This is a genomic window from Nocardia yamanashiensis NBRC 100130, assembly GCF_001613325.1.
In the GTDB taxonomy this organism is placed as follows: domain Bacteria; phylum Actinomycetota; class Actinomycetes; order Mycobacteriales; family Mycobacteriaceae; genus Nocardia; species Nocardia yamanashiensis.
The window spans coordinates 111,093-132,357 of record NZ_BDCD01000008.1 but is presented as its reverse complement, the minus strand read 5'-3'; the positions used below and the strand labels follow the sequence as shown (position 1 = coordinate 132,357).

Here is a 21,265-nt window from a genome sequence, read left to right as displayed (position 1 = left end):
CCGGTCTACGCGCAGCGGGTCGCTGACCCTGAACAGGGTCACCCGGTCACGGGCAGTTCGACCGTGGCGGGTGAGGCGAAAACCACGGTGCTGCCCATCGGGGTGGAGCTCTGGAACGGCACCGGGTCCTGGGAAGTGACGGTCAGGGTCAGGCGATGGCCCGGGGCGAGATTCCAATACGTCGGTTCGAGTTCCCAGCTCAGAGCGACGGGATCCGATGGGGTGAGGCCGTGCCGCGTCAACGGCCAGTAGGTGATGGCCCGGCCCATACCGTCCGGGCCTTCGTCGTAGAGGATGCCGATCAAGGTGAGGTCGGCGGTGGCGGGCGCGACCGTGAGGTTCAGGCGCGGGCGGCCGGAGACCACCGCACCCTGCTCGAACGGCGCGCCGCGCCACACCCCGGCCAGATTGCGATCCACTCCGTCCAGCGCGATGGCCGGGGAGAGACCGAACTGGGCGAGCGTGCCGGTCAGGTACGGCACCGCCGCCACCGCGCTGGTCGGCCCGGAAACCAAAGGCTGCGACCAGGTTTCGCCGGGATCGACGCCCATGACCCCGGTCGCGGGGGCCGACAGCGCCAGGGTGCGCGCCGCCTGCCGGGCCTGGGCGACCGAATCGAAAGTGACGTACGGGCCGGTGCTCGCGGGCTCGAAGGTGACGACCGGTTCGGCGTCGATACCGTTCTCCGCGCCGTTCACATAGTGGTCGAGCCAGCGAATCGCCCTGTCCCAGATGGGATTCGGCAAACCGACGATCTGCCCCGCCCCACCCCCGGTGGAATGGTCGCCGGGTTGCAGGAACAGCTTCTTGGGCCCGGTCAGCTCGTCGAAGAGCGAATACGCCGGATCCACCGGCAGCAGGCTGTCCTGCCAGTCGTGCGCGAGGAACACCGCGGTCCCATTGGCATTGAGCCGCGGCACCGCCCGCGCGAGCAGCCGCGCCGACGCCAGCGTGTCGAACGCCTGACCATTGCCGCGCAGGATGGTATCCAGCCCGCGCCGCACCAGTTCCGCGCTGAACCGGTTGGTCGACACCCCGGCCAGCGCGAGCGCGATCGGACCACCGGTTTTCGGAGTTCCGTTGGGCGCCAGCGCTTCCGCCGGATCGCCGGGCGGGGAATCGGCGACCAGCGCCTTGATCCGGGGATCGTGCGCCGCCGCCAGAATCGCCATCCCCGCCCCGTAGGAACCCCCGGCGATGGCGATGCGATCCGGGTCTACGTTCAAATTCGCGATGGCCCAGTCGATTACCGCGGAAGCGTCGGCGGCGTCCCGATCCCCCAGCAGATCCACTTCCCCACCGGAGAGATACATGCCCCGCGCCGTGTACTCGATGGACACGAAACTTTCGCCGGTCGAAAGCCGGTACGCCGAACCGAGACTGCCCATGGCGGGCATCCCCCACCCCGACGGTTGCAGCACCAGCGGGTTGCGGTGCACAGCCAGGTCGGCGGGCGCGGTGATGACGGCATTGAGCGAGACGCCGTCCGCACCCGGAATGAACATGGTGGTGGCCTGACCGCCCGGAATCGGCACGGCGGCGGCATCGCCGACGCCCAGCGCCGCCCCGCCCACCGCGAGCAGCAGGGCGGCCAATGCGTTCGAAAGTCTTGTCGCCATGGCCATCTCGCTCACCCGAGACCGAGCAGGTCGGCGATGACCAGCCCGAGATTGTGCAGCAGCGAGTTCGGTGTCATCAGGAGGTAGCCCAGCAGCGTGCCGGTGATATCGGGAGCGGGAAGGTCGTGCATGGTGCGCCTACTCGTCGATGGCCGTACTCGGCGGTCGAGAGGCCGCCGAGTGGCAAGAGCGTAGCTCCGATTGCTTGTTTCTGACTCGTTAAGAACGAAATCGCTCACAAATGAGCAATATTGAGCGATTCGGTAGCCTCGATCAGATGACGATCCTGGTTACCGGAGCCACCGCGAATATCGGCCGGAAAGTTGTCGATCATCTGATTGCGCAGGGCGCCAAGGATATTCGGGCACTCACCACCGACCCCGCGAAGGCAGCACTGCCTGCGGAAGTGCAAGCCGTCCGCGGCTACCTGCGCCGACTCGAAACCCTGCCCGCCGCTTTCGAAGGCGTGGAGCGAATGTATCTGGCGCCCGCGCCGGAGAACGTCGGCGAAGTGCTGGCCCTGGCGAAAGCCGCGGGGGTCCGGCACATCGTCGATCTGTCCGGCGAGCCCGAAAGCTGGTGGGGCACGGTGTGCACGGCCGTCGAACAGAGCGGCCTGGAATGGACGCACCTGTGGCCGGCCGACTTCATGGAGAACACCCTGATCTGGTCCCGGCAGATCCGGGAGACCGGCGAGGTGCGCGAACCCTGGCCGGACGCCGCCACCGCCCCCATCGCCATGGACGATATCGCCGCCGTGGCCGCCACGGCGCTGCTGTCCGACGGCCACTCCGGCCGCGCCTACCCGCTGGCGGGCCCCGAAATCCGCAGCCGCGCCGAGCTCGTCGAGCAGCTCGGCGCGGCACTGCGGCGCGATATCGGCTTCCGGCAATCCACTCGCGAGGACACCATCGCCGCGCTCGCCCCGACCATGGGCGACAACGCCACCTGGTACGTCGACAATGTCCTCACCGGTTACACCCCCGATCCGGAATCGCTGCCCATCACCAGCGTCCCGGACATCACGGGCCGGCCCGGCACCACGTTCGCGCAATGGGCGGCCGCGAATGCCGACCGGTTCACCACCGCCTGAGCGCTACACCGGTTCACCGGTCTCGAACTGCCGGCGCAGCAGGAAGCGCTGCACCTTCCCGCTGGGTGTCTTCGGCAGTTCGGGGAGGTAGTGGATGCGGCGCGGGTAGACGTGCGCGGCGAGCTTCTGCTTCACGAGTTGCTGGAGCTCGCCGGTCAGGTCGGCGTCCGGGGTGATGCCCGGCGCGGTGACGGCGATGGCGATCAGCACCTCGCCGCGCAATTCGTCCGGCACCCCGATCACCGCGGCCTCGGCGATCGAATCATGGCCGGTGAGAACGCTTTCCACCTCGAACGGGCCGATCCGGTAACCGGCCATGAGAATGACATCGTCGTCCCGCGAGGCGAAGGTGAAGTACCCGTTCGCATCCCGCGACGCCACGTCACCGGTCACATACCAGCGCCCGTCAGCGGTAAACCGAGCAGCGGACCGCTCCGGCGCATTGCGGTACCCGCGGAAGGTGAGCAGCGGACTGTCGGTCGCGATGGCCACCCGCCCCGCGGTACCGACGGCCGCGGGCTCATCCGATTCCAAGCCCAGGATCTCGACGGTGTAGCCCGGCATCGGATGCCCCATGGATCCCGTCTTGATCTCATCGATCAGATCCGGATGCCAGGCGTTGACCACCGTCATCCCGGTCTCGGTCTGCCCGTAGTGGTCCCGGATCTCCACGCCCAGCGCCTGTTTCGACCAGGTGATCACATCCGGCGTGAGCGGCTCGCCCGCCGAGGACAGGTGCCGCAACACAAGCCCGTCCGGCACGGGCGCGTTGCGCAGCGCGCGGTACACGGTGGGCGCGGCCGCGAAATTGGTGACGCCGAAATGCTGCAGCACCCGCCACGTCAGCGCGGGTTCGAAAGGCGCACACAGCAACAGGCTGCGCCGGCCGGTCGCCATCGGCGCGAGAATCGCGATGTAGAGCCCGTACGCCCAGCCCGGGTCAGCGATATTCCAGAACACGTCCCCGTCGGCGTAATCGATCCCGTATTCGAGATACATGACCACGCCCGCCATCCCGGCCAGCCGCATCGGCACCGCCTTGGGCGCGCCGGTGGTCCCCGAGGTGAACAGCTCGACCAGCACCCCGTCCCCGCCGATGGTCACGGATTTCGGTGCGGCACCGGTGTTTTCGAGCAGTTCCCCGAAGGCGATATCGTCACCGGCCGGCTCCCCCGTGGTGACGATTCGCCAGTCCCGCTCGGCCGGCAGATCCTGACTCGGTTCCAGTTTCGCCCGCTGCGCCCCATCGGTGATGACCAGCGTCGTGCCGTTCCCGTTGACCCGCATGGCGATCGCCCCGGGCGCGAAGGCGGTGAACAGCGGCACGTGCACCGCCCCGATCCGCCAGATCGCCAGCAGCGCCACCACCAGCTCCTGCGATTTGCCCATCAGGGTGGCGACCCGATCCCCTTCGCGCATACCGAGTTCCAGCAGCCCGGCGGCCACCCGTTCGGAGCGTTCCCGCAATTCCCCGAAGGTCACGTCCACGCTGGACAGATCGGGTTGCACGAAACTGAAGGCCACGGCGCCGGCGGGATGCCGATCGCACAGCAGTTCGGCCGCGTTCGCGTCCGCCGCACCGTATTCGTCGCGTAGTTGCCCGGCCCGTTCGATCGGGGTTGCCATGCCGTACCTCCCGCTGCACGCGGCGGGCCACCACGGTGTGACCCGCACAACACCATCGACCGACTATTGACGGTGCGCCAGTAGCAAGTCAAGGGCCGCGGCGGTCACCTATTTCGCGCGCCGCAGCAGGTAGATATCCATGATCCAGCCCTTGCGCTCGCGCAGGGCGGCCCGGCGGCGCACGATCCGCTGCTCCACCACCCGCAGCGGGCCCTCCACGATCACCTCGTCCGGCATCCCCAGATACGCGCCCCACCAGATATAGAGGTCGTCCCCCGGAACCTCGGTGAAGGAGGTGTCGCCGTCGAGCATGACCAGACTGGACTGCCCCGCGGCCAGACCTTCCTCGCGCAGCCGCCGCCCGGTGGTGATGTGCACCGGTTCGCCGATCTCGTGCAACACCATCCGATGCGCCGCCGCCAGCGCCTGCACGCTGGTGATCCCCGGAATCACCTGGTAGTCGAAATGGATGCGCTCGCGCTCCAGCACCCGTTCGACGATCCGCAGCGTGCTGTCGTACAGCGACGGATCACCCCATACGAGAATGCCGCCCACCCCGTCGGTCTCGGCGAAGGCCTGTTCCAGGAGCTCGGCCCGGCGCTCGTGCCAGTCCTCGACCACCCCGCGATAGGCGGCATCGGCCCCGCTGCCCGGCACCGTCCGGTCGCGCGGCGGATCGGCGATCTCGACCAGCCGGTGGGGCTGCGGCACATGCTCGGCCAGGATGGCCGTCCGCACGTCCACCAGCTCCTGCTTCTCGGCGCCCTTGCCGATGACGAAGAACACATCCACCTGGCGCATGGCCTTGATGGCCTGCACCGTCACCTGGTCCGGATCCCCCGCTCCGATTCCGATCACAAACAGCTTTCGCACGGTGCGTAAGCTTGCCAGGCGTGGAGAGCGCCCGAGACACCCAGTACGAGGACCTGCTCCGACTGGTGCTGGAGCACGGCACCCCTAAGGCGGATCGGACCGGCACCGGCACCCGCAGCATCTTCGGCCACCAATTGCGCTACGACCTCTCCCAGGGGTTTCCGCTGGTGACCACGAAGAAGGTGCATCTGAAGTCGATCGTGTACGAGTTGCTGTGGTTCCTGCGCGGCGATTCGAACGTGAAGTGGCTGCAGGAGCACGGGGTCAGCATCTGGGACGAATGGGCCGACCGCGACGGCGAACTGGGTCCGGTCTACGGCGTGCAGTGGCGGTCCTGGCCGACGCCGGACGGCACCCACATCGATCAGATCTCGCAGGTGCTGCAGACGCTGCGCACCGATCCGGATTCACGCCGGATCCTGGTGTCCGCGTGGAACGTCGCCGAGCTGGACAAGATGGCGCTGGCGCCGTGCCACGCCTTCTTCCAGTTCTACGTGGCCGACGGGAAGCTGTCCTGCCAGCTGTATCAGCGCAGCGCGGACCTGTTCCTGGGCGTGCCGTTCAATATCGCCAGCTATGCCCTGCTGACCCAGATGGTGGCGCAGCAGACCGAGCTGCTGCCCGGCGATTTCATCTGGACCGGCGGCGATGTGCACATCTACGACAACCATGTGGAGCAGGTGCGCGAGCAGTTGAGCCGGGAGCCCTACCCGTTCCCGAAGCTGAACCTGCGGCCGGCGCCGACGCTGTTCGATTACGCGTACGAGGATGTGGAAATCGTGGATTACCAGCATCATCCGGCGATCAAGGCGCCGGTGGCGGTGTGAGCCGTAGGGTTGGCCTGATCTGGGCGCAGACACCGGACGGGGTGATCGGGCTCGACAACACCATTCCCTGGCGAGTGCCGGAGGACATGGCGCACTTCAAGGATGTGACGTGGGGGCATCCGGTGGTGATGGGGCGGCGGACCTGGGATTCGCTGCCCGCGCGGTTCCGACCACTGGAAGGCCGCCGCAATATCGTCGTGACGCGGCAAGCCGACTGGTCGGCCGAGGGCGCGGAGCGGGCCGGATCGCTGGAGGACGCCTTCGAACTCGCCGGCGACGACACCGTCTGGGTGATGGGCGGCGGCGAGATCTACCGGGCCGCAATGCCTTTCGCCACCGAACTGCGAATCACCGAGGTGGACGCGGAGATCGACGGCGATTGCCACGCCCCGGGCATCGGTGCGGAGTGGCACGCCGATGAGGAACCGTGGCGGGAATCCAGCAAGGGTCTGCGTTATCGCATCCGGCGTTATACGCGCGAGAACCGATAACGCGGACGTTCCGCGTTCGCCAAAACCTGCATACACACCTGCCAAACAGCCGAATGGTTCGGACCTCGTCGGGCATACTCAGCGATATTCCGGCGAAAGGCAGTCCATGGACAAGAAATCGCTGACCGCGGTCGCTCGCCAGCAGCTCAAGCTGGCGGCTTCGGCATCGAGCGGACGCAGCTCCCTCACCATCTACGGGGGCCACACCCACAGCCTCCGGCAAACCGTGATCGCGCTGACGGCGGGGCAGAGCCTGGCCGAGCACGAGAACCCGGGCGAGGCGACCCTGCTCGTCCTCAACGGTGTTCTCACCCTCATCAGCGGCGCGAACGAATGGAAGGGCTCCGCCGGAGACCTGATCGTTATCCCGAACGCCCGCCACAGCGTGAAAGCCATTGACGACGTGGCGTTTCTGCTGACGGTCGCCAAGTAAGCGGGGCTTTTCGGGGGGGTTCGCCCCCCGAGCCCCGGAGGGCTCGAACCTCCCCCGCGAAGTGGGGATCGCAACACGTAGGCAACCGGGCAACCGGTCTGTCGGCCCAGCCCTCTAGGCTGGAGCCCATGGTTGAGCCACAGCCGCTTCTCGACCCGCTTTCGCCCGCCGCGATGTTCCTGGTCGCCACCATCGACGAGGGCGGTGAGGCGGCGGTCCGCGATCTGCTGGCAGACCTGCCCGGCCTGCGCCGCTCGGTCGGCTTCCGCTTACCCGGTTCCGGACTGGCCTGTATCACCAGCATCGGGTCCGCGGCCTGGGATCGCCTCTTCGCCGGACCGAAACCCGCGCAGCTGCACGAGTTCCCGGGTTATGCCGGTGAAAAGCACCAGGCCCCCGCCACTCCCGGCGACCTGCTGTTCCACATCAAGGCCGAAGCCCAGGACGCCGCCTTCGAGCTGGCCATGAAGATCGCCGAAAAGCTCTCCGGCGCAGCCACCATCGTCGACGAGACCGTCGGCTTCCGTTATTTCGAGCAGCGCGACCTGCTCGGTTTCGTGGACGGCACCGAGAACCCCGAAGGCCAGCTGGCCGCCGCCGTGGGCCTGATCGGCCCCGAGGATCCCGAATTCACCGGCGGCAGTTACGTCATCGTGCAGAAGTACCTGCACGACCTGGACGCCTGGAAGGCGCTCTCCACCGCCGAGCAGGAGCGCGTCATCGGCCGCACCAAACTCGACGACTACGAGCTGGACGACGCCGACAAGCCGCTCAATTCCCATGTGGCCGTGAACGATCAGGACGACAACGGCACCATCGTGCGCGCCAATATGCCGTTCGGCAGCGTGGCCGACGGTGTGTTCGGCACCTACTACATCGCCTACGCGGCCACCCCCGCGGTCACCGAGGGCATGCTCGAGCGCATGTTCCTGGGCAGTCCCGACGCCGCCTACGACCGCATTCTCGATTTCTCGACCGCCGTCACCGGCACGCTGTTCTTCACGCCGCCCAATGCCTTCTTCGACGCCCTCCCCGACGCGCCCGCTCCGGCCGCCGCGGTGCGGGAATCTTCGGAAAGCAATGGTGTTGGTATGTCATCGAACAACGGATCGCTGGGTATCGGCACTCTGAAAAGGAGCTGAGGCATGAACAACCTCCATCGCGAACTGGCGCCGATCACCTCCGAGGCGTGGGCCGCCATCGAGGAAGAGGCGACCCGTACCTTCAAGCGGCACATCGCCGGCCGTCGCGTGGTCGATCTGTCCGGGCCGCACGGCGCGGACTTCTCCGCGGTCGGGCGCGGCCGCACCACTGCCATCTCCGCTCCCGCCGAGGGCGTGCAGGCCCGCCAGCGCGTGGTGGTGCCGCTGGTCGAGTTGCGGGTGCCGTTCACGCTGTCCCGCGAGGAGCTGGACAATATCGAGCGCGGCGCGCAGGACGCCGATCTGGACGCGGTGAAGGACGCCGCCAAGAAGATCGCCTTCGCCGAGGATCGCGCCATCTTCGAGGGTTACGCGGCGGCCGGTATCGCCGGCATCCGGGCCAGCACCGATTGCGAACCGGTCAAGCTGCCCGGCGATCCCACCCTCGCGCCGGAGGCCGTCGCGCAGGCGCTGAGCAAGCTGCGGCTGGCGGGCGTGGACGGGCCGTACTCGGTGCTGCTGTCCGCCGATCTGTACACCGCGGTGTCGGAGACCTCCGACCACGGCCACCCGATCCGCACCCATATCGAGCGGCTCATCGACGGCGAGATCATCTGGGCGCCCGCCATCGACGGGGCGTTCGTATTGTCCACGCGCGGCGGCGATTTCGATCTCCAGCTGGGCCAGGACCTGTCCATCGGCTATCTCGCGCACGATGCCGAATCGGTACAGCTGTACTTCCAGGAGAGCCTGACCTTCCTGGTCTACACCGCCGAGGCCGCGGTAGCGCTCGAAGCGTAGTACCGCACCACCGGGTACGGTGTGTCCCGCAACACAGTGCGGGAGGGCGGTAGGCGAATGGTGCGTGCGGGTGTGGTGTCGGGACGCCGATCGGCGTTGTATCTGACCACCGCGGTGCTGACGACCGCGCTGATCTGCGGCGCGGTCGTCGCCCTGTTCAGCTTGAACCGGGTGTTCACCGGCCTGCTGCTGGGCCTGGCGGCCGGCGGCGCGCTGCTCATCCTGCTCTTCGGCCGCGATGTGCTGGTGCTGACCGATCAGCGCATCGAGCGCCGCACCCCGTGGCGGGCCTCGACCATCGATTGGGATCGGGTGGTGGCCGCGCGCTTCGCCCTGGACGAGAAGTCGCGCTGGTCGCTGGCGCTGGACCTGAACGGCGGCGACGAGCCGCATCAGGAACTGGTGCTGCTGTCCATCCCTCCGGTGGTGCGTCCCGTCGCGAACGCCTACGACATGCGGAAACGCGAGCAGGTCAATGAGATTCGGACCATGCTGCGGCAGAAGAAGATCCCGGTGACGATTCTCCCGGAGATCGCCGACGCGCTGGTGCGGCACTGGCGGATCGCGCCGCCGTCGGTCACCTAGCCGGCCGTCGCCTGCGCGAGAATGGCCGCGCCCATCCAGCGCCGCAGGTACCGGCGCAGTTCGGCGTCGGTGCGCGGCGGATGCCCCGGCGAGACGAAGAACGACTGCATGGTGCGCAGCACGAATTCGACCAGCTCGTGCAGTGATTCGTCGTCGTAGCCGTAGCTCTCCCAGTCGACGTCGAAGCGCCGGATCATGGTCATGCCGAAGGCCTGCGCCTCGTCGGAGGTGATGCCGTCCGGATCGGCCTTCGAATAGCTCGCCGTCAGCAGAATCCCCAGGTGCGGCGTCCGCCGCACCTCGGCCAGCGTGAAGACGGCGGCGTCGGTCATGGCGTCGGCCGGATCCTCGATCCCGCGCACCTGCGCGGCGAGCCGATCCAGGAATCCGGCGACCGAGGCGATGGCCGAGGCCCGCATGAGGGCGTCCGCGCTCGGGAAGTACCGGTACACCGTCTGCCGGATGACCCCGAGCGATTCGGCCACATCGGCGATGCTGATCTCCGCGCCGGTGCGGCCGATGAGTTCGACTGCGGCATCGACGATTCGGCGCGATGCCTCCTCGTCACTGTCCGGCGGACTGCCGCCCCACCCGCGCCTGCGTGCCACCGCCCGACCGTAGCAGGCGCCGCGCCGCTCATTTGCCACGGGATTCGCCCGCTACCTGCGCGATTGTAATCATACACTTGTACATAGCCATGTATGTTTGTATGGTCACCCGGAACCAGCCCGCCTCCGGAAGATGAGGTATCGCCGAAAATGACGGATCTTGTTGTGCGAAAGATGGATTTCGCGTTCGAGGACCACGACGTACCGTTCCTGTGGAACGAGACGAACCCGGCCTTCTCGAGCATGGCCAATGCGGTGTCGTTCCTGGCCATCGGTTTCGAGAAGATGATCGTGAAGATGATTCTGCAGTTGAAGCCGCAGATCACCGACCCCGAAGTCGCCGACGAGGCGGACGCTTTCATGCGGCAGGAGGGCCAGCATTCGGGCGCGCACCGCCAGCACGTGCGGGCGCTGATCCGGCGGTACCCGGGCCTGCAGGACACCCTCGACGCGGTGATCGCGGAGTTCGACGAGCTGACCGAGCACAAGCCGCTGAAGTACCGGCTGGCCTACACCGCGGATCTGGAGGCCACCTTCACCTCGGTGTTCAAGCTCATGCTCGACAACGAGGCCAGCCTGTTCCGGCCCGGCGACGACCGGGTGGCATCACTGTTCATCTGGCATTTCGTCGAAGAGGTGGAGCACCGCAGCTCGGCGCTGATCATCTTCGATTCGGTGGTGGGCAGCGATCTGTACCGGATGCGGGTCGCGCCGTCGATCTTCGCGCACGTGCTGAAGGTGATCCGGATCGCCTGCGCCGGCTTCAACGAGCATGTGCCGCTGGAGGATCGGCGGATCGACTCGCTGTCCATGTTCGGGACGTACCGCAACAAGAAGGCCCTGAGCAAATGGCTGCCGTGGCTGCGCACCCCCGATTTCGGGCCCATGACGCGCGCGTTCGACGACCTGCCGCTGGGTGAGCAGCTGATCGCGCTCAAGGGCATCATCCGCAGCCAGTTGCCGAAACACGATCCGGCGCACGAGAACCTGCCCGCCCTCGCGGACGTCTGGTTCGATCGCTACGCCGCCGGTCACGACGTCGCGCACTGGTACGCCACCGACGCGCTGCTCACCTCCGGAGCGAAATCATGAGCGAGCACTGTGCCACCACCTTCTCGGAACTCGCGACCCGCCTGGGCTTCTCGTGTGAGGAGGCCGGCGGGCTGATCGAGTTCCGCAATCCGTTCGGCTTGGAGAACTGGACGCTGCCGGTGCTGGAGCTCACGATCATCGTGGGCTCGATCCTGGCGCTGGCGCTGGCCGTCGTGCGGTGGCGCCGGTACGGCGATCCGACCAATCTGGCGCTGTGGTTCGGCGCGACCGCCTACCTGTTCATCATCGAACCGCCGCTGTACTTTCCGGCGGCCTTCGGTATCGAGGACCAGGTGGACACCATGTTCGCGCACAATGTGTTCACGGTGGACTTCCTGTGGGGCCGGCTGCCGCTCTACATCGTGGCCATCTATCCGTTCATGGCGACCGTGGCCTACGAAATCGTCCGCACCCTGGGCGTTTTCCGGCAGTACGGCGCGCTCGCCGGGGCGGTGTGCGTGGGCTTCGTGCATCACGCCTTCTACGAGATCTTCGATCATCTCGGACCGCAGTTGCGCTGGTGGGAGTGGACGACCACGAATCCGCTGAACCTGCCCATGTTCGATTCGGTGCCGACCGGCAGCGTGGTGGTGTTCGCGGCGCTGTGGCCGATGTCGCTCGCGTTCTGCGTGTACTGGATGGTGGGCCGGCACGCCGACGGCGGGCGGCGGCTCACCGGGCTCGAATTGACCTGGCGCACAATCGTGATCGGCCTGCTGGCCTCGGTCGGCACCTTCCTGCTGCCGCTTCCGGCGACCGTGTTCGGCGCGGGCAGCGATACCGTGCGCGGCGTGCTCTACGCGGCCGAACTGGTGCTCATCACGGTGGCCGCCGTTCCGCTGCTGTACCGGCAGTGGGTGCGGCTGCGCGCGGCGACCGGGGACGTCCCGCGCTACTCCGATCCGGTCATGCTCGGCTACAGCGTGCTGTACCTGGTCGTCTTCGCACTGCTGTGGGCCACCGCGCTGCCCGATTTCCTGGACGCCGTGGACGGTGTGACCAGCGCGGGCGATCCGATCGGAAATATCTGGTACGTCCTGGCTTGCTACGCGGTCGCCATCGCCGTCGTGGCGGCGGCCTACACTGTGCCGGGTGATTCGCACCGCGGCACTGGCACACATCCGGGACCGTCGTCTGTTGCAGACCCGGTCCACCGGTAAGGACGTCTTCTACATGGCGGGCGGGAAGATCGATCCGGGCGAGACCCCGGAATCGGCTCTGCACCGTGAGATTCGCGAGGAACTCGGGGTGGGCACGGTCGGGGTGACCGAGCTGGGGATCTTCGAAGCCGAGGCGTACGGGCACGCGCCCGGCACCCGCCTGCACATGACCTGCTATCTGGGTGAGCTCACCGAAGAGCCGCGGCCCTCCGGTGAGATCGCCGAACTGCGCTGGTTCACCCTGCACGAGTACGCGAACATGCCGCATGTCGCCCCGGGTTCGCTGCTGGTGTTCCAGCGGCTGCACGCACTGGAACTCATCGACTGAGGAGCGGTCTCACCCGCCCGCCGAGCCGCCTCGCCGTCGAGTTCAGTGCGCGTTCAACGCATCCAGGATCATCGGACGCGCATTGGCCAGGGCCTGCTGCCAGTAGGGCCAGGTGTGGGTGCCCGCGCCGAGTTCCACCCGGGCGCTGATGCCCAGCGCCGCCAGCCGGCTCTGGAAGATCTGGGACGCGGTCAGCGTCATAGCTTCCAAGCCCATGGCGTTCACGGTGTTGACGACCGTATTGCTCAGGTCGGCGGCGGTGGGGACGCCGTTCCCGGACCACACGTACATCGGTAGTCCGCGCAGCCTTTCGGCCTGTGCGACAGCGTCATTGCGGCTCCAGGCCGGGTTACTGCTCGGACCCCACATATCGTCCACGTTGAACCTGCCCTCGTCCCACATGGCCGCGCGCATGGCTTCGTTCCAGAGCGGGAAGGTCGGGTTCAGGTAGCCCGAGAAGGACCCGGCGAACTTGAACTGGTCACGGTGGTAGGCGGCGAGGATCATGGCGGCATTGCCGCCCATGGACGCGCCCACGATGGCGTTCCGGGTACGGGAGACGCCGAAACCCGCCAGATAGTCCGGCAATTCCCGGGTGAGGAACGTTTCCCACTTGTACGTGGTGGTCTGGCCGTTGGTACTGCTGGCGCGGTACCAGTCGGTATAGAAGCTGGAGTGCCCGCCGACGGGGAACACCAAAGTCACATCGTCGCCCGCGAATTGGCGCAGCGCGTCGGTGTCGGTCGTCCACTGGCTGTGGTCGCCGGGCGCGCGCAGCCCGTCCAGCACGTAGAGCGCCGAACTGCCGCCGCGCGCCGCCCACTGCACCTGGACCTTGATGTTCCCCATGCTGGAGGGCACCCACAGGTCCTGGGTGCCGCCCGATGGCGTCTGCTTGACCGGCGCGTGAACCGGTGCCGCCGAGGCGATCACGCCGCCCGAGGACAGCAGTAGCGCGCTGGCCAGCACGGTGACGGCCTTGCGCAGCGCGCGTTGTTTTCCGGACCGCATTGCGATGTCCACCCGGGTACCTCCCACCTTTCCCACAGGTTAAGGTACCGAACCCGCGCCAATCCTGTTGTGCCTCAGGGGGTATTACTCTTGGGCTCCGGCGTGTCACCCGGCTTTTCGATGGCCGCCACGGCCGCCGCGCCCTTGTTCGGAATGCGGGTGGCGGCGGCCAGGCCGATCAGCAGGAAGACGGCTGCGGCCAGCAGCGTGGTGCGGGTGGCGTCGGTGAAGCCCCTGGACAGCGCGTCCACGACCGCGGCGGCGCCGTCGTGCGCGCGCAGCCCGGCGATGGCCCCGCCCGCGGATTCCCGGGTGGCGGTCTCGGCGGCGTCGGCGGCCTTCTGCGGCAGATCCGGCACCTCGGCCAGGCGTTTGGCCAGATCCTGACCGAGCGCCGCGGACAGCAGCGCGCCGAGCACGGCGGTGCCCATGGCCGAACCGACCTGCCGCACCGTGCTCTGGGTGGCCGAGCCCTGGCCTGACTGCCGCGGCGGCACATCGGCCAGCACGGTGCCGGTCAGCTGCGCGGAGGCCATCCCGAGGCCGATGCCGTAGCCGACCAGCAGCACCGCCAGCCACCAGCCGGAGATGTGCGGGGTGACGAAGAGCGCGGCCGCCGCCACCGCGACCGCCTCGAAGCCCAGGCCGAGCTGCACCACCCGCACCGGCCCGTACTTGCGCACCAGCCCTTCGGCCACGCCGGCCGCCAGGAACGCGCCGACCGCCATCGCCGCGAGCACGTAACCCGCTCCGAGCGTGGACAATCCGAGCACGTTCACCATGAACAGCGGCAGCACGAACAGCAGACCGAATTCGCCGAGCGCGACCAGGAACGCGGTGATGTTCCCCCATCGGAAACTGGGGATATCGAACAGCGCCGGGTCCAGCAGCGCCGAGCGGCCGATCAGCATGCGGTGCTTCTCCCAGCGCAGGAACAGCACCAGCGCGAGCAGGCCGAGCGCCAGCAGCACCGGAATCGGCGAGATCGGGGCGGTGTCCGGCCAGGTCCAGCCGGCCAGCGGGAATTCCCGCAGCGGCTTCCACCAGCCGTAGGTCTGGCCTTCGATGAGCGCGAACACCAGCAGCGCGAAACCGGCTGCGCTGAGCAGGAACCCGTCCACGTCGAGCCCGGGCGCGGCCTTCCCCATGCGGGTCTCCGGCACGAACAGCACCAGGCCGATCAGCACCACGACGCCCAGCGGGATGTTCACGAGGAAGATCCACGGCCAGGTGTAGTACGTGGTCAGCCAGCCGCCGACCAGCGGGCCGATGGCGGCCACGCCGGAGATGACCGAACCCCACACCGCGAAGGCGATGATCCGGTCCCGGCCCCGGAAGATGGCGTTCATGGTGGCCAGCGTCCCCGGCATCACCCCGGCCGCGCCGATGCCCTGCACCACCCGGCCCAGGATCAGCGGCCAGGCGCTGGTCGCGACCGCCGACAGCACGCTGCCGGCGAGGAAGATCAGCACGCCGACGGCGAAGATATTGCGCCGCCCCAGGCGGTCCCCGAGCCGCCCGCTGGTGATCAGCAACGCCGCCAGCACCACCGCGTAGATGCTGGTGATCCATTGCGCCTGAGTGAAATTCAGGTTCAGGTCGTCGATGATGACCGGCAGTGAGACCGCGACGATGGTGCCGTCGAGCACCACCATGGAGAGCCCCAGCGCGAGGACTCCGAGCGCGATCCACTTCTTGCGCCCGAGTTCCGGAACTTCGGGCCCTGTTTCGGTCATCGATTGCTCCCACTTGCTCGAGGACAGCCGTCCAGAACCATGGTGCTGCACATTCGCCGACTTCTGAGAAAGGCTCGCGGAACCCGGTAGAGTCTACCGATAACCAGACATTTATGACGCTGCTACATGTTTGCTCTCCACTTTCACGAGAGGGGCACCATGGTCAAGAACGTCGCCGATGGCTTGTGGGAGATGCTGGTTTCCGCCGGGGTCCGGCGCTGTTACGGCATTGTGGGCGATGCCCTGAATCCGGTCATCGACGCCCTGCGCCGCAATTGGGAGATCGAATTCGTACACGTCCGCCACGAGGAGTACGGGGTGTTCGCGGCGGTCGCGGAATCGGTGCTCACCGGGCGGCCGGTCGCGGTCTGCGGCACCGCCGGGCCGGGCGTGACGCACCTGATCAACGGCCTGCTCGATGCCCGCAAGGAGGGCGCGGCGGTGATCGCGGTGGCGGGCGACAGCGAGACCAGCCTGCTGGACACCAGCACCGTCGAGGAATTGAACCCGTACAAGTTCTTCGATGCCGCCGCCCTGTACATCGGGCGGATCGTGAACGCGGGGCAGCTGCATCAGGTGGTGAGCACGGCGGTGACGGTGGCCATCGCCGATCGCGGGCCGACGGTGATCTCGCTGCCCGGTGACGTGGCGACCCATGACGCGCCGAAAACCGCGCTGCGCGTGGCCGTTCCATCGACCAAGGTGCCGCGCGCGGCCGACGAGGACCTGCGCGCCATGGCCGATCTCATCGACGCCGGGAGCAAGATCGCCATTTTCGGCGGTGACGGCTGCGCGGAGGCCGGGGCGGAGGTGCGGGAGCTGGCGTTCAAGCTGAACGCGCCGGTCGGCTACAGCCTCAAAGGCAAGCAGTGGCTGGAATACGACAATCCCAATGCCGTCGGCATGACCGGGCTGGTCGGGTACGGCGGGTGCTGGGAGGCGGTGAACAAATGCGATGTGCTGCTCATGCTCGGCACCGACTTCCCGTTCGCGAACTTCCTGCCGCACAGCAAGGTCAAGACCATTCAGGTGGATCGCAAACCCAAGCATCTGGGGCGGCGAATTCCCTTGGAACTGGCCGTCATCGGTGATGTGCGGACCACCGTGCAGGCTTTGCTGCCGCTGGTGCAGGCCAAGTCGAGCGATCGTTTCCTGAAGAAATGCGTCAAGGAGACCGAGCATTTCGTCGAACGGATGCAGCACTACGTCACCAAAGGCCCGGACCTGAAACCGATCCGGCCGGAATACCTGGCCTCGATCCTCGACGCGGAAGCGGCCGACGACGCGCTGTTCTTCGCCGACACCGGCACCGCCGTGATCTGGGCGGCCCGGCACATCCACTACGGACCGAACCGCCGCCTGTTCGGCTCGTTCTCCTGGGCGTCGATGGCCAATGCCTCCCCCAATGCCTTCGGGGCGCAGCTGTCCTTCCCCGGCCGCCAGACCATCGCCCTCTGCGGCGACGGCGGCTTCACCATGCTCGGCCTCGGCGACCTGCTCACCGAAGTGCAACGCAAAACCCCCGTGGTGCACGTCGTCCTCAACAACAGCATGCTCGATTTCGTCAATATCGAGCAGCAGGAAGCCGGTTTCGTCCCCTTCGGCACCGACTTCCAGAACCCCGACTTCGCCAAGGTCGCGGAAGCCATGGGCGCCAAAGGCATCCGCGTCGAAGACCCCGGCGACCTCCGCTCCGCCGTCCGAGCAGCCCTGTCCCACAAGACCGGCCCCGTCGTCCTTGACGTCCTCGTCGACAAATACGCCCTGGCCCTACCCGGCCACGTCCCCGCCGAAACCGCCGAAGGCTTCACCCTCAGCATGGCCAAACAAACCCTCCACGGCGACCTCGACGACGTAATAGCCACCGCCACCCACAACATCCGCCTCCTCTGAGCGGTCACCCTTCGTCAAGAGGACCTCCCGTAGCTCATGACGGGGCATGTCCGAATCGGATACGTTCTATGAGTGTCGATGATGAAGGGTTCCAACGTTCCGGTTGCGGCGACCGCGGTCCGGGTCGAGCTGGGGTGGCAGGCCGGCCCCGGCGGGCGACCCGACGCGGACGCCTCGGCGCTCCTGCTGGCCAATGGGAAGGTGCGGTCCGACAGCGACTTCGTCTTCTACAACCAGCCCGCCCACGCCTCGGGCGCGGTCCGCCACGACGGCAAGCGCCCGGGCCCGCAGACCATCGACGCGCTGACGGTGCACCTGGCCCAGGTGGAACCGCAGATCGAGGCGATCGTCATCGCCGCCTCGGCCGACGGCGGCACCTTCGCGCAATTGCAGGGCCTGCACGTCCGCGTGCTCGATGCCGCCTCCGGCGCCGAACTGGCCCGTTTCGACAGCACCGACGCCACTTCCGAGACCGCGTTCGTGCTCGGCGAGCTGTACCGCCGCCAGGGCGCCTGGAAGTTCCGCGCCATCGGCCAGGGCTACTCGTCCGGACTGGCCGGATTGGCAACGGATTTCGGCATCACCGTCGACGACCCCGGCACGCCCGCGCAGCAGGCCGCCCCCGCACCCCAGCAGGGCTACAACGCTCCCCCGCCGCAGCAGGGCTTCAATGCCCCTCCGCCGCAACAGGGTTACGCCCCTCCGCCACCGCCCTACGGCCAGCAGCCGGGGCAGTCGGCGTATCCGCCGCCGCCTCCGCCGAATTACGCACCGCAGGGTTACAACCAGCAGCCGCCGCCGTTCACTCCGCCGCAGCAGGGCCAGTTCCCCACTCCCCCGGGGCAATACGGCCAGCCCTGCCAGTTCCCGCCGCCCGGTGCACCCGCGCCCGGCGCGGCCCCGGGCGCCCCGGTGAATCTGGGCAAGATCTCCCTCACCAAGGAAGCCCCCGCGGTCTCGCTGACCAAGCAGGGCGCGACCGGCGGCATCATGCGGGTCAATCTGAACTGGATGGTCCCCGGCGCGACCGGCGGCCTGTTCGGCCGCAAGCGCGGCGGCAACGGCGGCCTGGACCTGGATCTGTGCTGCTTCTGGGAGCTGGTGGACGGTTCGAAGGGCTGCATCAGCCCGCTCGACACCATGGGCAATCTGCACCGCGCCCCGTTCATCGAACTGGACAAGGACGACCGCACCGGCGCGAACGCGGCGGGCGAGAACCTGTCCATCAATCTCGACAACACCGCCAAGTTCAAGCGCATCCTGGTGTTCGCCTCGCTCTACGAGGGCGCGCAGGACTTCCGCGGCGTGCACGCCACCGCCACCCTGTACCCGCGCAATTCGCCGCCCATCGAGATGGAAGTCAGTGGCTGCGTGGACGATTCCCGCGAGATGGTGCTGGCGCTGATCGAGAACGTGAACGGCGAGCTGGTGGTGCGCCGCGAGGGCGTCTTCGTGCGCCCGCCGGAGGGTCACCGTTTCTGGGGCAAGATGGCGGTCGATCAGGCCTACCACTGGGGCCTGAAGTGGGGCACCTCGAAGGGCAAGAGCTAATCCGCCCCGAGCGCTCCTGCCGCCCTGCGGATCTCGTCCCGATCGCCCTGCCTGCCGAATAGCTGCAGCAGGGCGTCGGGGATGAGGTGCTCGGCGTACTCGGGCGCGCCGCCCTCATCCGACCGCATGCTGATCACCGCTTCGACCATCCGGAACGGCAGCAGCTCGACCCCCGGCACGCCCTGGTTCCCGGATTCCACGATGGCGGCGGCCGCCAGGCGCTCGTAATGCCGCCTCAGCTCGTTCCGCCGCTCCCGGAACACCGCGAACCGTTCCCCGCGTAGCTCGGGCAGCAGGTACAGCGCACCCAAATTCCAACGGGCGGCGCACAGTTGACGCACGTCGTAGGACGCCAGCGCATACAACCGAACCACCGCCGGCGCCGCCACCCCCGCCAGCCGCTCCGCCAATTCCAATGCCCCGGTGATGGTTTCGGCCAGCAACGCATCCAGGATGTCGTCCTTGGCCGAGAAGTGGTGATACAGCGAAGCCTGCCGGATCCCCACCGCGTCCGCGATCATCCGGGTCGAGGTGTTCCCGTACCCGTTTGCGGTGAACAATTCCGCCGCCGCATCGAGGATCTCCGCACGCGGGGTCTGTCCCGCCCGGCGGCGAGGTTCCAGGCGAGGGCGTCCGGGTCCGACTTGGGTCACGCCCCTCATTCTGTACCACCCCGGGATCCCACCGCCTTTCACCAGGCCGTGAGATTCCTGTCATCCGATAGAAACTCAGGCAACGCAGAAGTTACGCCCCGCCATCCAACGGATACATCGCCATAACCGGCCGAGCGATCGCGAACGCAAAACTTTCAAGCGATAGATATTCGCCGCTCGCCGAAAGGCCCCCCGATGGCCGCCACCCTCGACTCCGTCGCCCCCGACCCGTCTATCTCCGCCGACAGCGCCGACCTCGAACGCTTCGGCTATCAGCCCGTCCTGCACCGCAAACTCGGCCGCTACGCCTCCTTCGCGGCCGGTTTCTCCTTCGTCTCCATCCTCACCACCATCTTCCAATTCTTCGGTCTCGGTTACTCCTTCGGCGGCGCGGCCTTCTTCTGGACCTGGCCGATCGTCTTCGCCGGCCAGTTCCTGGTGGCCCTCAACTTCGCGGAACTCGCCGCCCGCTACCCGATCTCGGGCTGCATCTACCAGTGGTCCCGGCATCTGGCCGGTGAGCTGGTGGGCTGGTTCGCCGGCTGGATGATGATCATCGCCCAGATCGTCACCGCCGCCGCGGCCGCCATCGCCCTGCAGGTGGTGCTGCCCTCGATCTGGAGCGGCTTCCAGTTCTACGGCACCGACAGCGCTCTGACCTCGCACGACGGCGCGGTGAACGCGGTCATCCTGGGCAGCGTCCTGCTCATCGTCACCACCTTGATCAATGTGGTCGGCATCGACTGGATGGCGCGCATCAATTCGCTCGGCGTCACCATCGAGATCATCGGCGTGCTCGCGGTGATCGCGGTGTTCTTCACCCATACCGATCGCGGACCGGGCGTGGTGCTGGAAACCGATCAGGCCGCGCCCGGACCGTACTGGGCCGCCTTCCTGGTCTCCGGCCTGATGGCCGCCTACGTCATGGTCGGATTCGATTCCGCCGGTGAGCTTTCCGAGGAAACCAAGAACCCGCGCCACGTCGCCCCGCGCACCATCCTCACCGCCCTGTCGGTCTCTGCGCTCGGCGGCGGCCTGATCCTGATCGGCGCGCTGATGGCCGCGCCGAGCCTGAGCGACGGTTCGCTGAGCACCGGCGGCCTGGCCTACGTGATCGAGGCCAAGCTGGACAGCCCCGCCGGCAAGGTGGTGCTGGCGTGCGTCGCCTGCGCTATCACGGTGTGCACCTTGGCCATTCAGACCGCCGGCTCGCGCCTGATGTTCTCCATGGCCCGCGACGGCCGCCTGCCCTTCGCCAAGCAGCTCGCCGCCGTGCACCCGCGCTTCGGCACCCCGGTGTGGCCCGCCGTCGTGATCGGCGCGCTCGGCATCGGCCTGCTGGTGCTGAACCTCGGCAATGCCGCCATCTTCGCCACCCTGGCCTCGGTCTGCATCGTCACGCTGTACCTCGCCTACCTGCTGGTCACCGTGCCGCTGCTGATCCGCCGCATCAAGGGCTGGCCCGCCGACGATCCGGCCGCGCAGGGCGAGGGCCTGTTCTCGCTGGGCCGCTACGGGATCCCGATCAACGCGGTCGCGGTGGTGTGGGGCCTGGCCATGGCGATCAACCTGGCCTGGCCGCGCGCCGAGGTCTACACCCCCGCCGGCGGCGGCTGGTGGATGCTCTGGGCCGCACCGCTTTTCGTGATCGCCACCGTGCTGGTGGGCGTCGTGGTGCATCGCCTGGTCACCCCGGCTCGCACCGCCGCCGTCACCGAAGCCGCGGTTCAACCCGCCTGATCG

The 21,265-nt window shown here is 67.7% G+C and carries 20 protein-coding genes; 13 read left to right on the top strand and 7 right to left on the bottom strand.

What is annotated here, in order from left to right:
• Nucleotides 1-38: 38 nt before the first annotated feature.
• Nucleotides 39-1,619, bottom strand: a complete 1,581-nt coding sequence (locus NY1_RS08845) for a CocE/NonD family hydrolase (protein WP_169815323.1) — start codon at nucleotides 1,617-1,619, stop codon at nucleotides 39-41.
• Between the two features lie 277 nt (nucleotides 1,620-1,896).
• Between NY1_RS08845 and NY1_RS08840 the strand changes: the two genes are divergently transcribed.
• On the top strand, nucleotides 1,897-2,712 hold the full coding sequence (locus tag NY1_RS08840) for an NAD(P)H-binding protein (protein ID WP_067710412.1): 816 nt from the start codon (nucleotides 1,897-1,899) through the stop codon (nucleotides 2,710-2,712).
• Nucleotides 2,713-2,715: 3 nt separating this feature from the next.
• On the opposite strand, the gene NY1_RS08835 is transcribed toward NY1_RS08840, so the two are convergent.
• Together NY1_RS08835 and cobF are read right to left on the bottom strand one after the other, a co-directional pair.
• Nucleotides 2,716-4,338, bottom strand: coding sequence for an AMP-binding protein (locus NY1_RS08835; protein WP_067710332.1), 1,623 nt, complete (start codon nucleotides 4,336-4,338; stop codon nucleotides 2,716-2,718).
• Between the two features lie 108 nt (nucleotides 4,339-4,446).
• The gene (gene cobF, locus NY1_RS08830; RefSeq protein ID WP_067710330.1) at nucleotides 4,447-5,211 is read right to left on the bottom strand and encodes a precorrin-6A synthase (deacetylating); all 765 of its coding nucleotides are present in this window, start codon (nucleotides 5,209-5,211) and stop codon (nucleotides 4,447-4,449) included.
• A 20-nt stretch (nucleotides 5,212-5,231) separates the two neighbouring features.
• On the opposite strand from cobF, the gene NY1_RS08825 reads away from it, so the two are divergent.
• From NY1_RS08825 to NY1_RS08800, 6 genes are all read left to right on the top strand, one after another.
• Nucleotides 5,232-6,038, top strand: coding sequence for a thymidylate synthase (locus NY1_RS08825; RefSeq protein ID WP_067710328.1), 807 nt, complete (start codon nucleotides 5,232-5,234; stop codon nucleotides 6,036-6,038).
• Complete coding sequence (locus NY1_RS08820; protein WP_067710326.1) at nucleotides 6,035-6,529, top strand: dihydrofolate reductase; 495 nt, start codon at nucleotides 6,035-6,037, stop codon at nucleotides 6,527-6,529. Before NY1_RS08825 ends, NY1_RS08820 begins: the two co-directional genes overlap by 4 nt.
• A gap of 106 nt (nucleotides 6,530-6,635) precedes the next feature.
• Nucleotides 6,636-6,962: a cupin domain-containing protein gene (locus tag NY1_RS08815; protein ID WP_067710324.1), complete on the top strand. Its 327-nt coding sequence runs from the start codon at nucleotides 6,636-6,638 to the stop codon at nucleotides 6,960-6,962.
• Nucleotides 6,963-7,090: 128 nt separating this feature from the next.
• Nucleotides 7,091-8,104 carry a Dyp-type peroxidase gene (locus NY1_RS08810; protein ID WP_067710322.1) on the top strand — a complete coding sequence of 338 codons (1,014 nt, stop codon included), beginning with the start codon at nucleotides 7,091-7,093 and terminating at the stop codon, nucleotides 8,102-8,104.
• Between the two features lie 3 nt (nucleotides 8,105-8,107).
• A complete protein-coding gene (locus NY1_RS08805; RefSeq protein ID WP_067710320.1) occupies nucleotides 8,108-8,905 on the top strand; it encodes a family 1 encapsulin nanocompartment shell protein in 798 nt (265 codons plus the stop codon).
• Between the two features lie 57 nt (nucleotides 8,906-8,962).
• On the top strand, nucleotides 8,963-9,490 hold the full coding sequence (locus tag NY1_RS08800) for a hypothetical protein (protein ID WP_067710318.1): 528 nt from the start codon (nucleotides 8,963-8,965) through the stop codon (nucleotides 9,488-9,490).
• Here NY1_RS08800 and NY1_RS08795 read toward each other — a convergent pair.
• Complete coding sequence (locus NY1_RS08795) at nucleotides 9,487-10,098, bottom strand: TetR/AcrR family transcriptional regulator (protein WP_067710410.1); 612 nt, start codon at nucleotides 10,096-10,098, stop codon at nucleotides 9,487-9,489. The genes NY1_RS08800 and NY1_RS08795 overlap by 4 nt on opposite strands.
• A gap of 150 nt (nucleotides 10,099-10,248) precedes the next feature.
• Here NY1_RS08795 and NY1_RS08790 point away from each other — a divergent pair, with 150 nt between their 5' ends.
• Genes NY1_RS08790 through NY1_RS08780 form a run of 3 tightly spaced genes read left to right on the top strand, consistent with a single transcriptional unit; the run spans nucleotide 10,249 to nucleotide 12,678 of the window.
• A complete protein-coding gene (locus NY1_RS08790; protein ID WP_067710316.1) occupies nucleotides 10,249-11,190 on the top strand; it encodes a metal-dependent hydrolase in 942 nt (313 codons plus the stop codon).
• Nucleotides 11,187-12,350 (top strand): hypothetical protein, encoded by a 1,164-nt coding sequence (locus NY1_RS08785; RefSeq protein ID WP_067710314.1) that lies wholly within the window; start codon nucleotides 11,187-11,189, stop codon nucleotides 12,348-12,350. Before NY1_RS08790 ends, NY1_RS08785 begins: the two co-directional genes overlap by 4 nt.
• Nucleotides 12,283-12,678 (top strand): NUDIX hydrolase, encoded by a 396-nt coding sequence (locus NY1_RS08780; RefSeq protein ID WP_084534786.1) that lies wholly within the window; start codon nucleotides 12,283-12,285, stop codon nucleotides 12,676-12,678. Before NY1_RS08785 ends, NY1_RS08780 begins: the two co-directional genes overlap by 68 nt.
• Before the next feature lie 42 nt (nucleotides 12,679-12,720).
• Here NY1_RS08780 and NY1_RS08775 read toward each other — a convergent pair whose 3' ends face one another.
• Nucleotides 12,721-13,689, bottom strand: coding sequence for an alpha/beta hydrolase (locus tag NY1_RS08775; RefSeq protein WP_067710408.1), 969 nt, complete (start codon nucleotides 13,687-13,689; stop codon nucleotides 12,721-12,723).
• A gap of 74 nt (nucleotides 13,690-13,763) precedes the next feature.
• Complete coding sequence (locus NY1_RS08770; protein WP_067710310.1) at nucleotides 13,764-15,425, bottom strand: MFS transporter; 1,662 nt, start codon at nucleotides 15,423-15,425, stop codon at nucleotides 13,764-13,766.
• 159 nt (nucleotides 15,426-15,584) lie between these two features.
• Between NY1_RS08770 and NY1_RS08765 the strand changes: the two genes are divergently transcribed.
• On the top strand, nucleotides 15,585-17,318 hold the full coding sequence (locus tag NY1_RS08765) for a thiamine pyrophosphate-dependent enzyme (RefSeq protein ID WP_067710308.1): 1,734 nt from the start codon (nucleotides 15,585-15,587) through the stop codon (nucleotides 17,316-17,318).
• Nucleotides 17,319-17,396: 78 nt separating this feature from the next.
• A complete protein-coding gene (locus NY1_RS08760; RefSeq protein WP_067710305.1) occupies nucleotides 17,397-18,869 on the top strand; it encodes a TerD family protein in 1,473 nt (490 codons plus the stop codon).
• On the opposite strand, the gene NY1_RS08755 is transcribed toward NY1_RS08760, so the two are convergent.
• Entirely contained in the window at nucleotides 18,866-19,522 is a 657-nt protein-coding gene (locus tag NY1_RS08755) for a TetR/AcrR family transcriptional regulator (RefSeq protein ID WP_439956004.1), read from the bottom strand. The two genes, NY1_RS08760 and NY1_RS08755, sit on opposite strands and share 4 nt — an antisense overlap.
• Before the next feature lie 195 nt (nucleotides 19,523-19,717).
• On the opposite strand from NY1_RS08755, the gene NY1_RS08750 reads away from it, so the two are divergent.
• A complete protein-coding gene (locus tag NY1_RS08750; RefSeq protein ID WP_067710301.1) occupies nucleotides 19,718-21,262 on the top strand; it encodes an amino acid permease in 1,545 nt (514 codons plus the stop codon).
• The last annotated feature ends 3 nt before the right edge of the window (nucleotides 21,263-21,265 follow it).

Excerpts from the sequence above, each read along its gene's own strand:
- NY1_RS08775 (WP_067710408.1), bottom strand. The coding sequence starts at position 13,689 with ATGCGGTCCGGAAAACAACGCGCGCTGCGCAAGGCCGTCACCGTGCTG.
- NY1_RS08760 (WP_067710305.1), top strand. The coding sequence starts at position 17,397 with ATGATGAAGGGTTCCAACGTTCCGGTTGCGGCGACCGCGGTCCGGGTC.
- NY1_RS08845 (WP_169815323.1), bottom strand. The coding sequence starts at position 1,619 with ATGGCGACAAGACTTTCGAACGCATTGGCCGCCCTGCTGCTCGCGGTG.
- NY1_RS08835 (WP_067710332.1), bottom strand. The coding sequence starts at position 4,338 with ATGGCAACCCCGATCGAACGGGCCGGGCAACTACGCGACGAATACGGT.
- NY1_RS08805 (WP_067710320.1), top strand. The coding sequence starts at position 8,108 with ATGAACAACCTCCATCGCGAACTGGCGCCGATCACCTCCGAGGCGTGG.
- NY1_RS08770 (WP_067710310.1), bottom strand. The coding sequence starts at position 15,425 with ATGACCGAAACAGGGCCCGAAGTTCCGGAACTCGGGCGCAAGAAGTGG.
- NY1_RS08750 (WP_067710301.1), top strand. The coding sequence starts at position 19,718 with ATGGCCGCCACCCTCGACTCCGTCGCCCCCGACCCGTCTATCTCCGCC.
- NY1_RS08785 (WP_067710314.1), top strand. The coding sequence starts at position 11,187 with ATGAGCGAGCACTGTGCCACCACCTTCTCGGAACTCGCGACCCGCCTG.
- NY1_RS08800 (WP_067710318.1), top strand. The coding sequence starts at position 8,963 with ATGGTGCGTGCGGGTGTGGTGTCGGGACGCCGATCGGCGTTGTATCTG.
- NY1_RS08790 (WP_067710316.1), top strand. The coding sequence starts at position 10,249 with ATGACGGATCTTGTTGTGCGAAAGATGGATTTCGCGTTCGAGGACCAC.
- NY1_RS08810 (WP_067710322.1), top strand. The coding sequence starts at position 7,091 with ATGGTTGAGCCACAGCCGCTTCTCGACCCGCTTTCGCCCGCCGCGATG.
- NY1_RS08815 (WP_067710324.1), top strand. The coding sequence starts at position 6,636 with ATGGACAAGAAATCGCTGACCGCGGTCGCTCGCCAGCAGCTCAAGCTG.
- NY1_RS08765 (WP_067710308.1), top strand. The coding sequence starts at position 15,585 with ATGGTCAAGAACGTCGCCGATGGCTTGTGGGAGATGCTGGTTTCCGCC.
- NY1_RS08840 (WP_067710412.1), top strand. The coding sequence starts at position 1,897 with ATGACGATCCTGGTTACCGGAGCCACCGCGAATATCGGCCGGAAAGTT.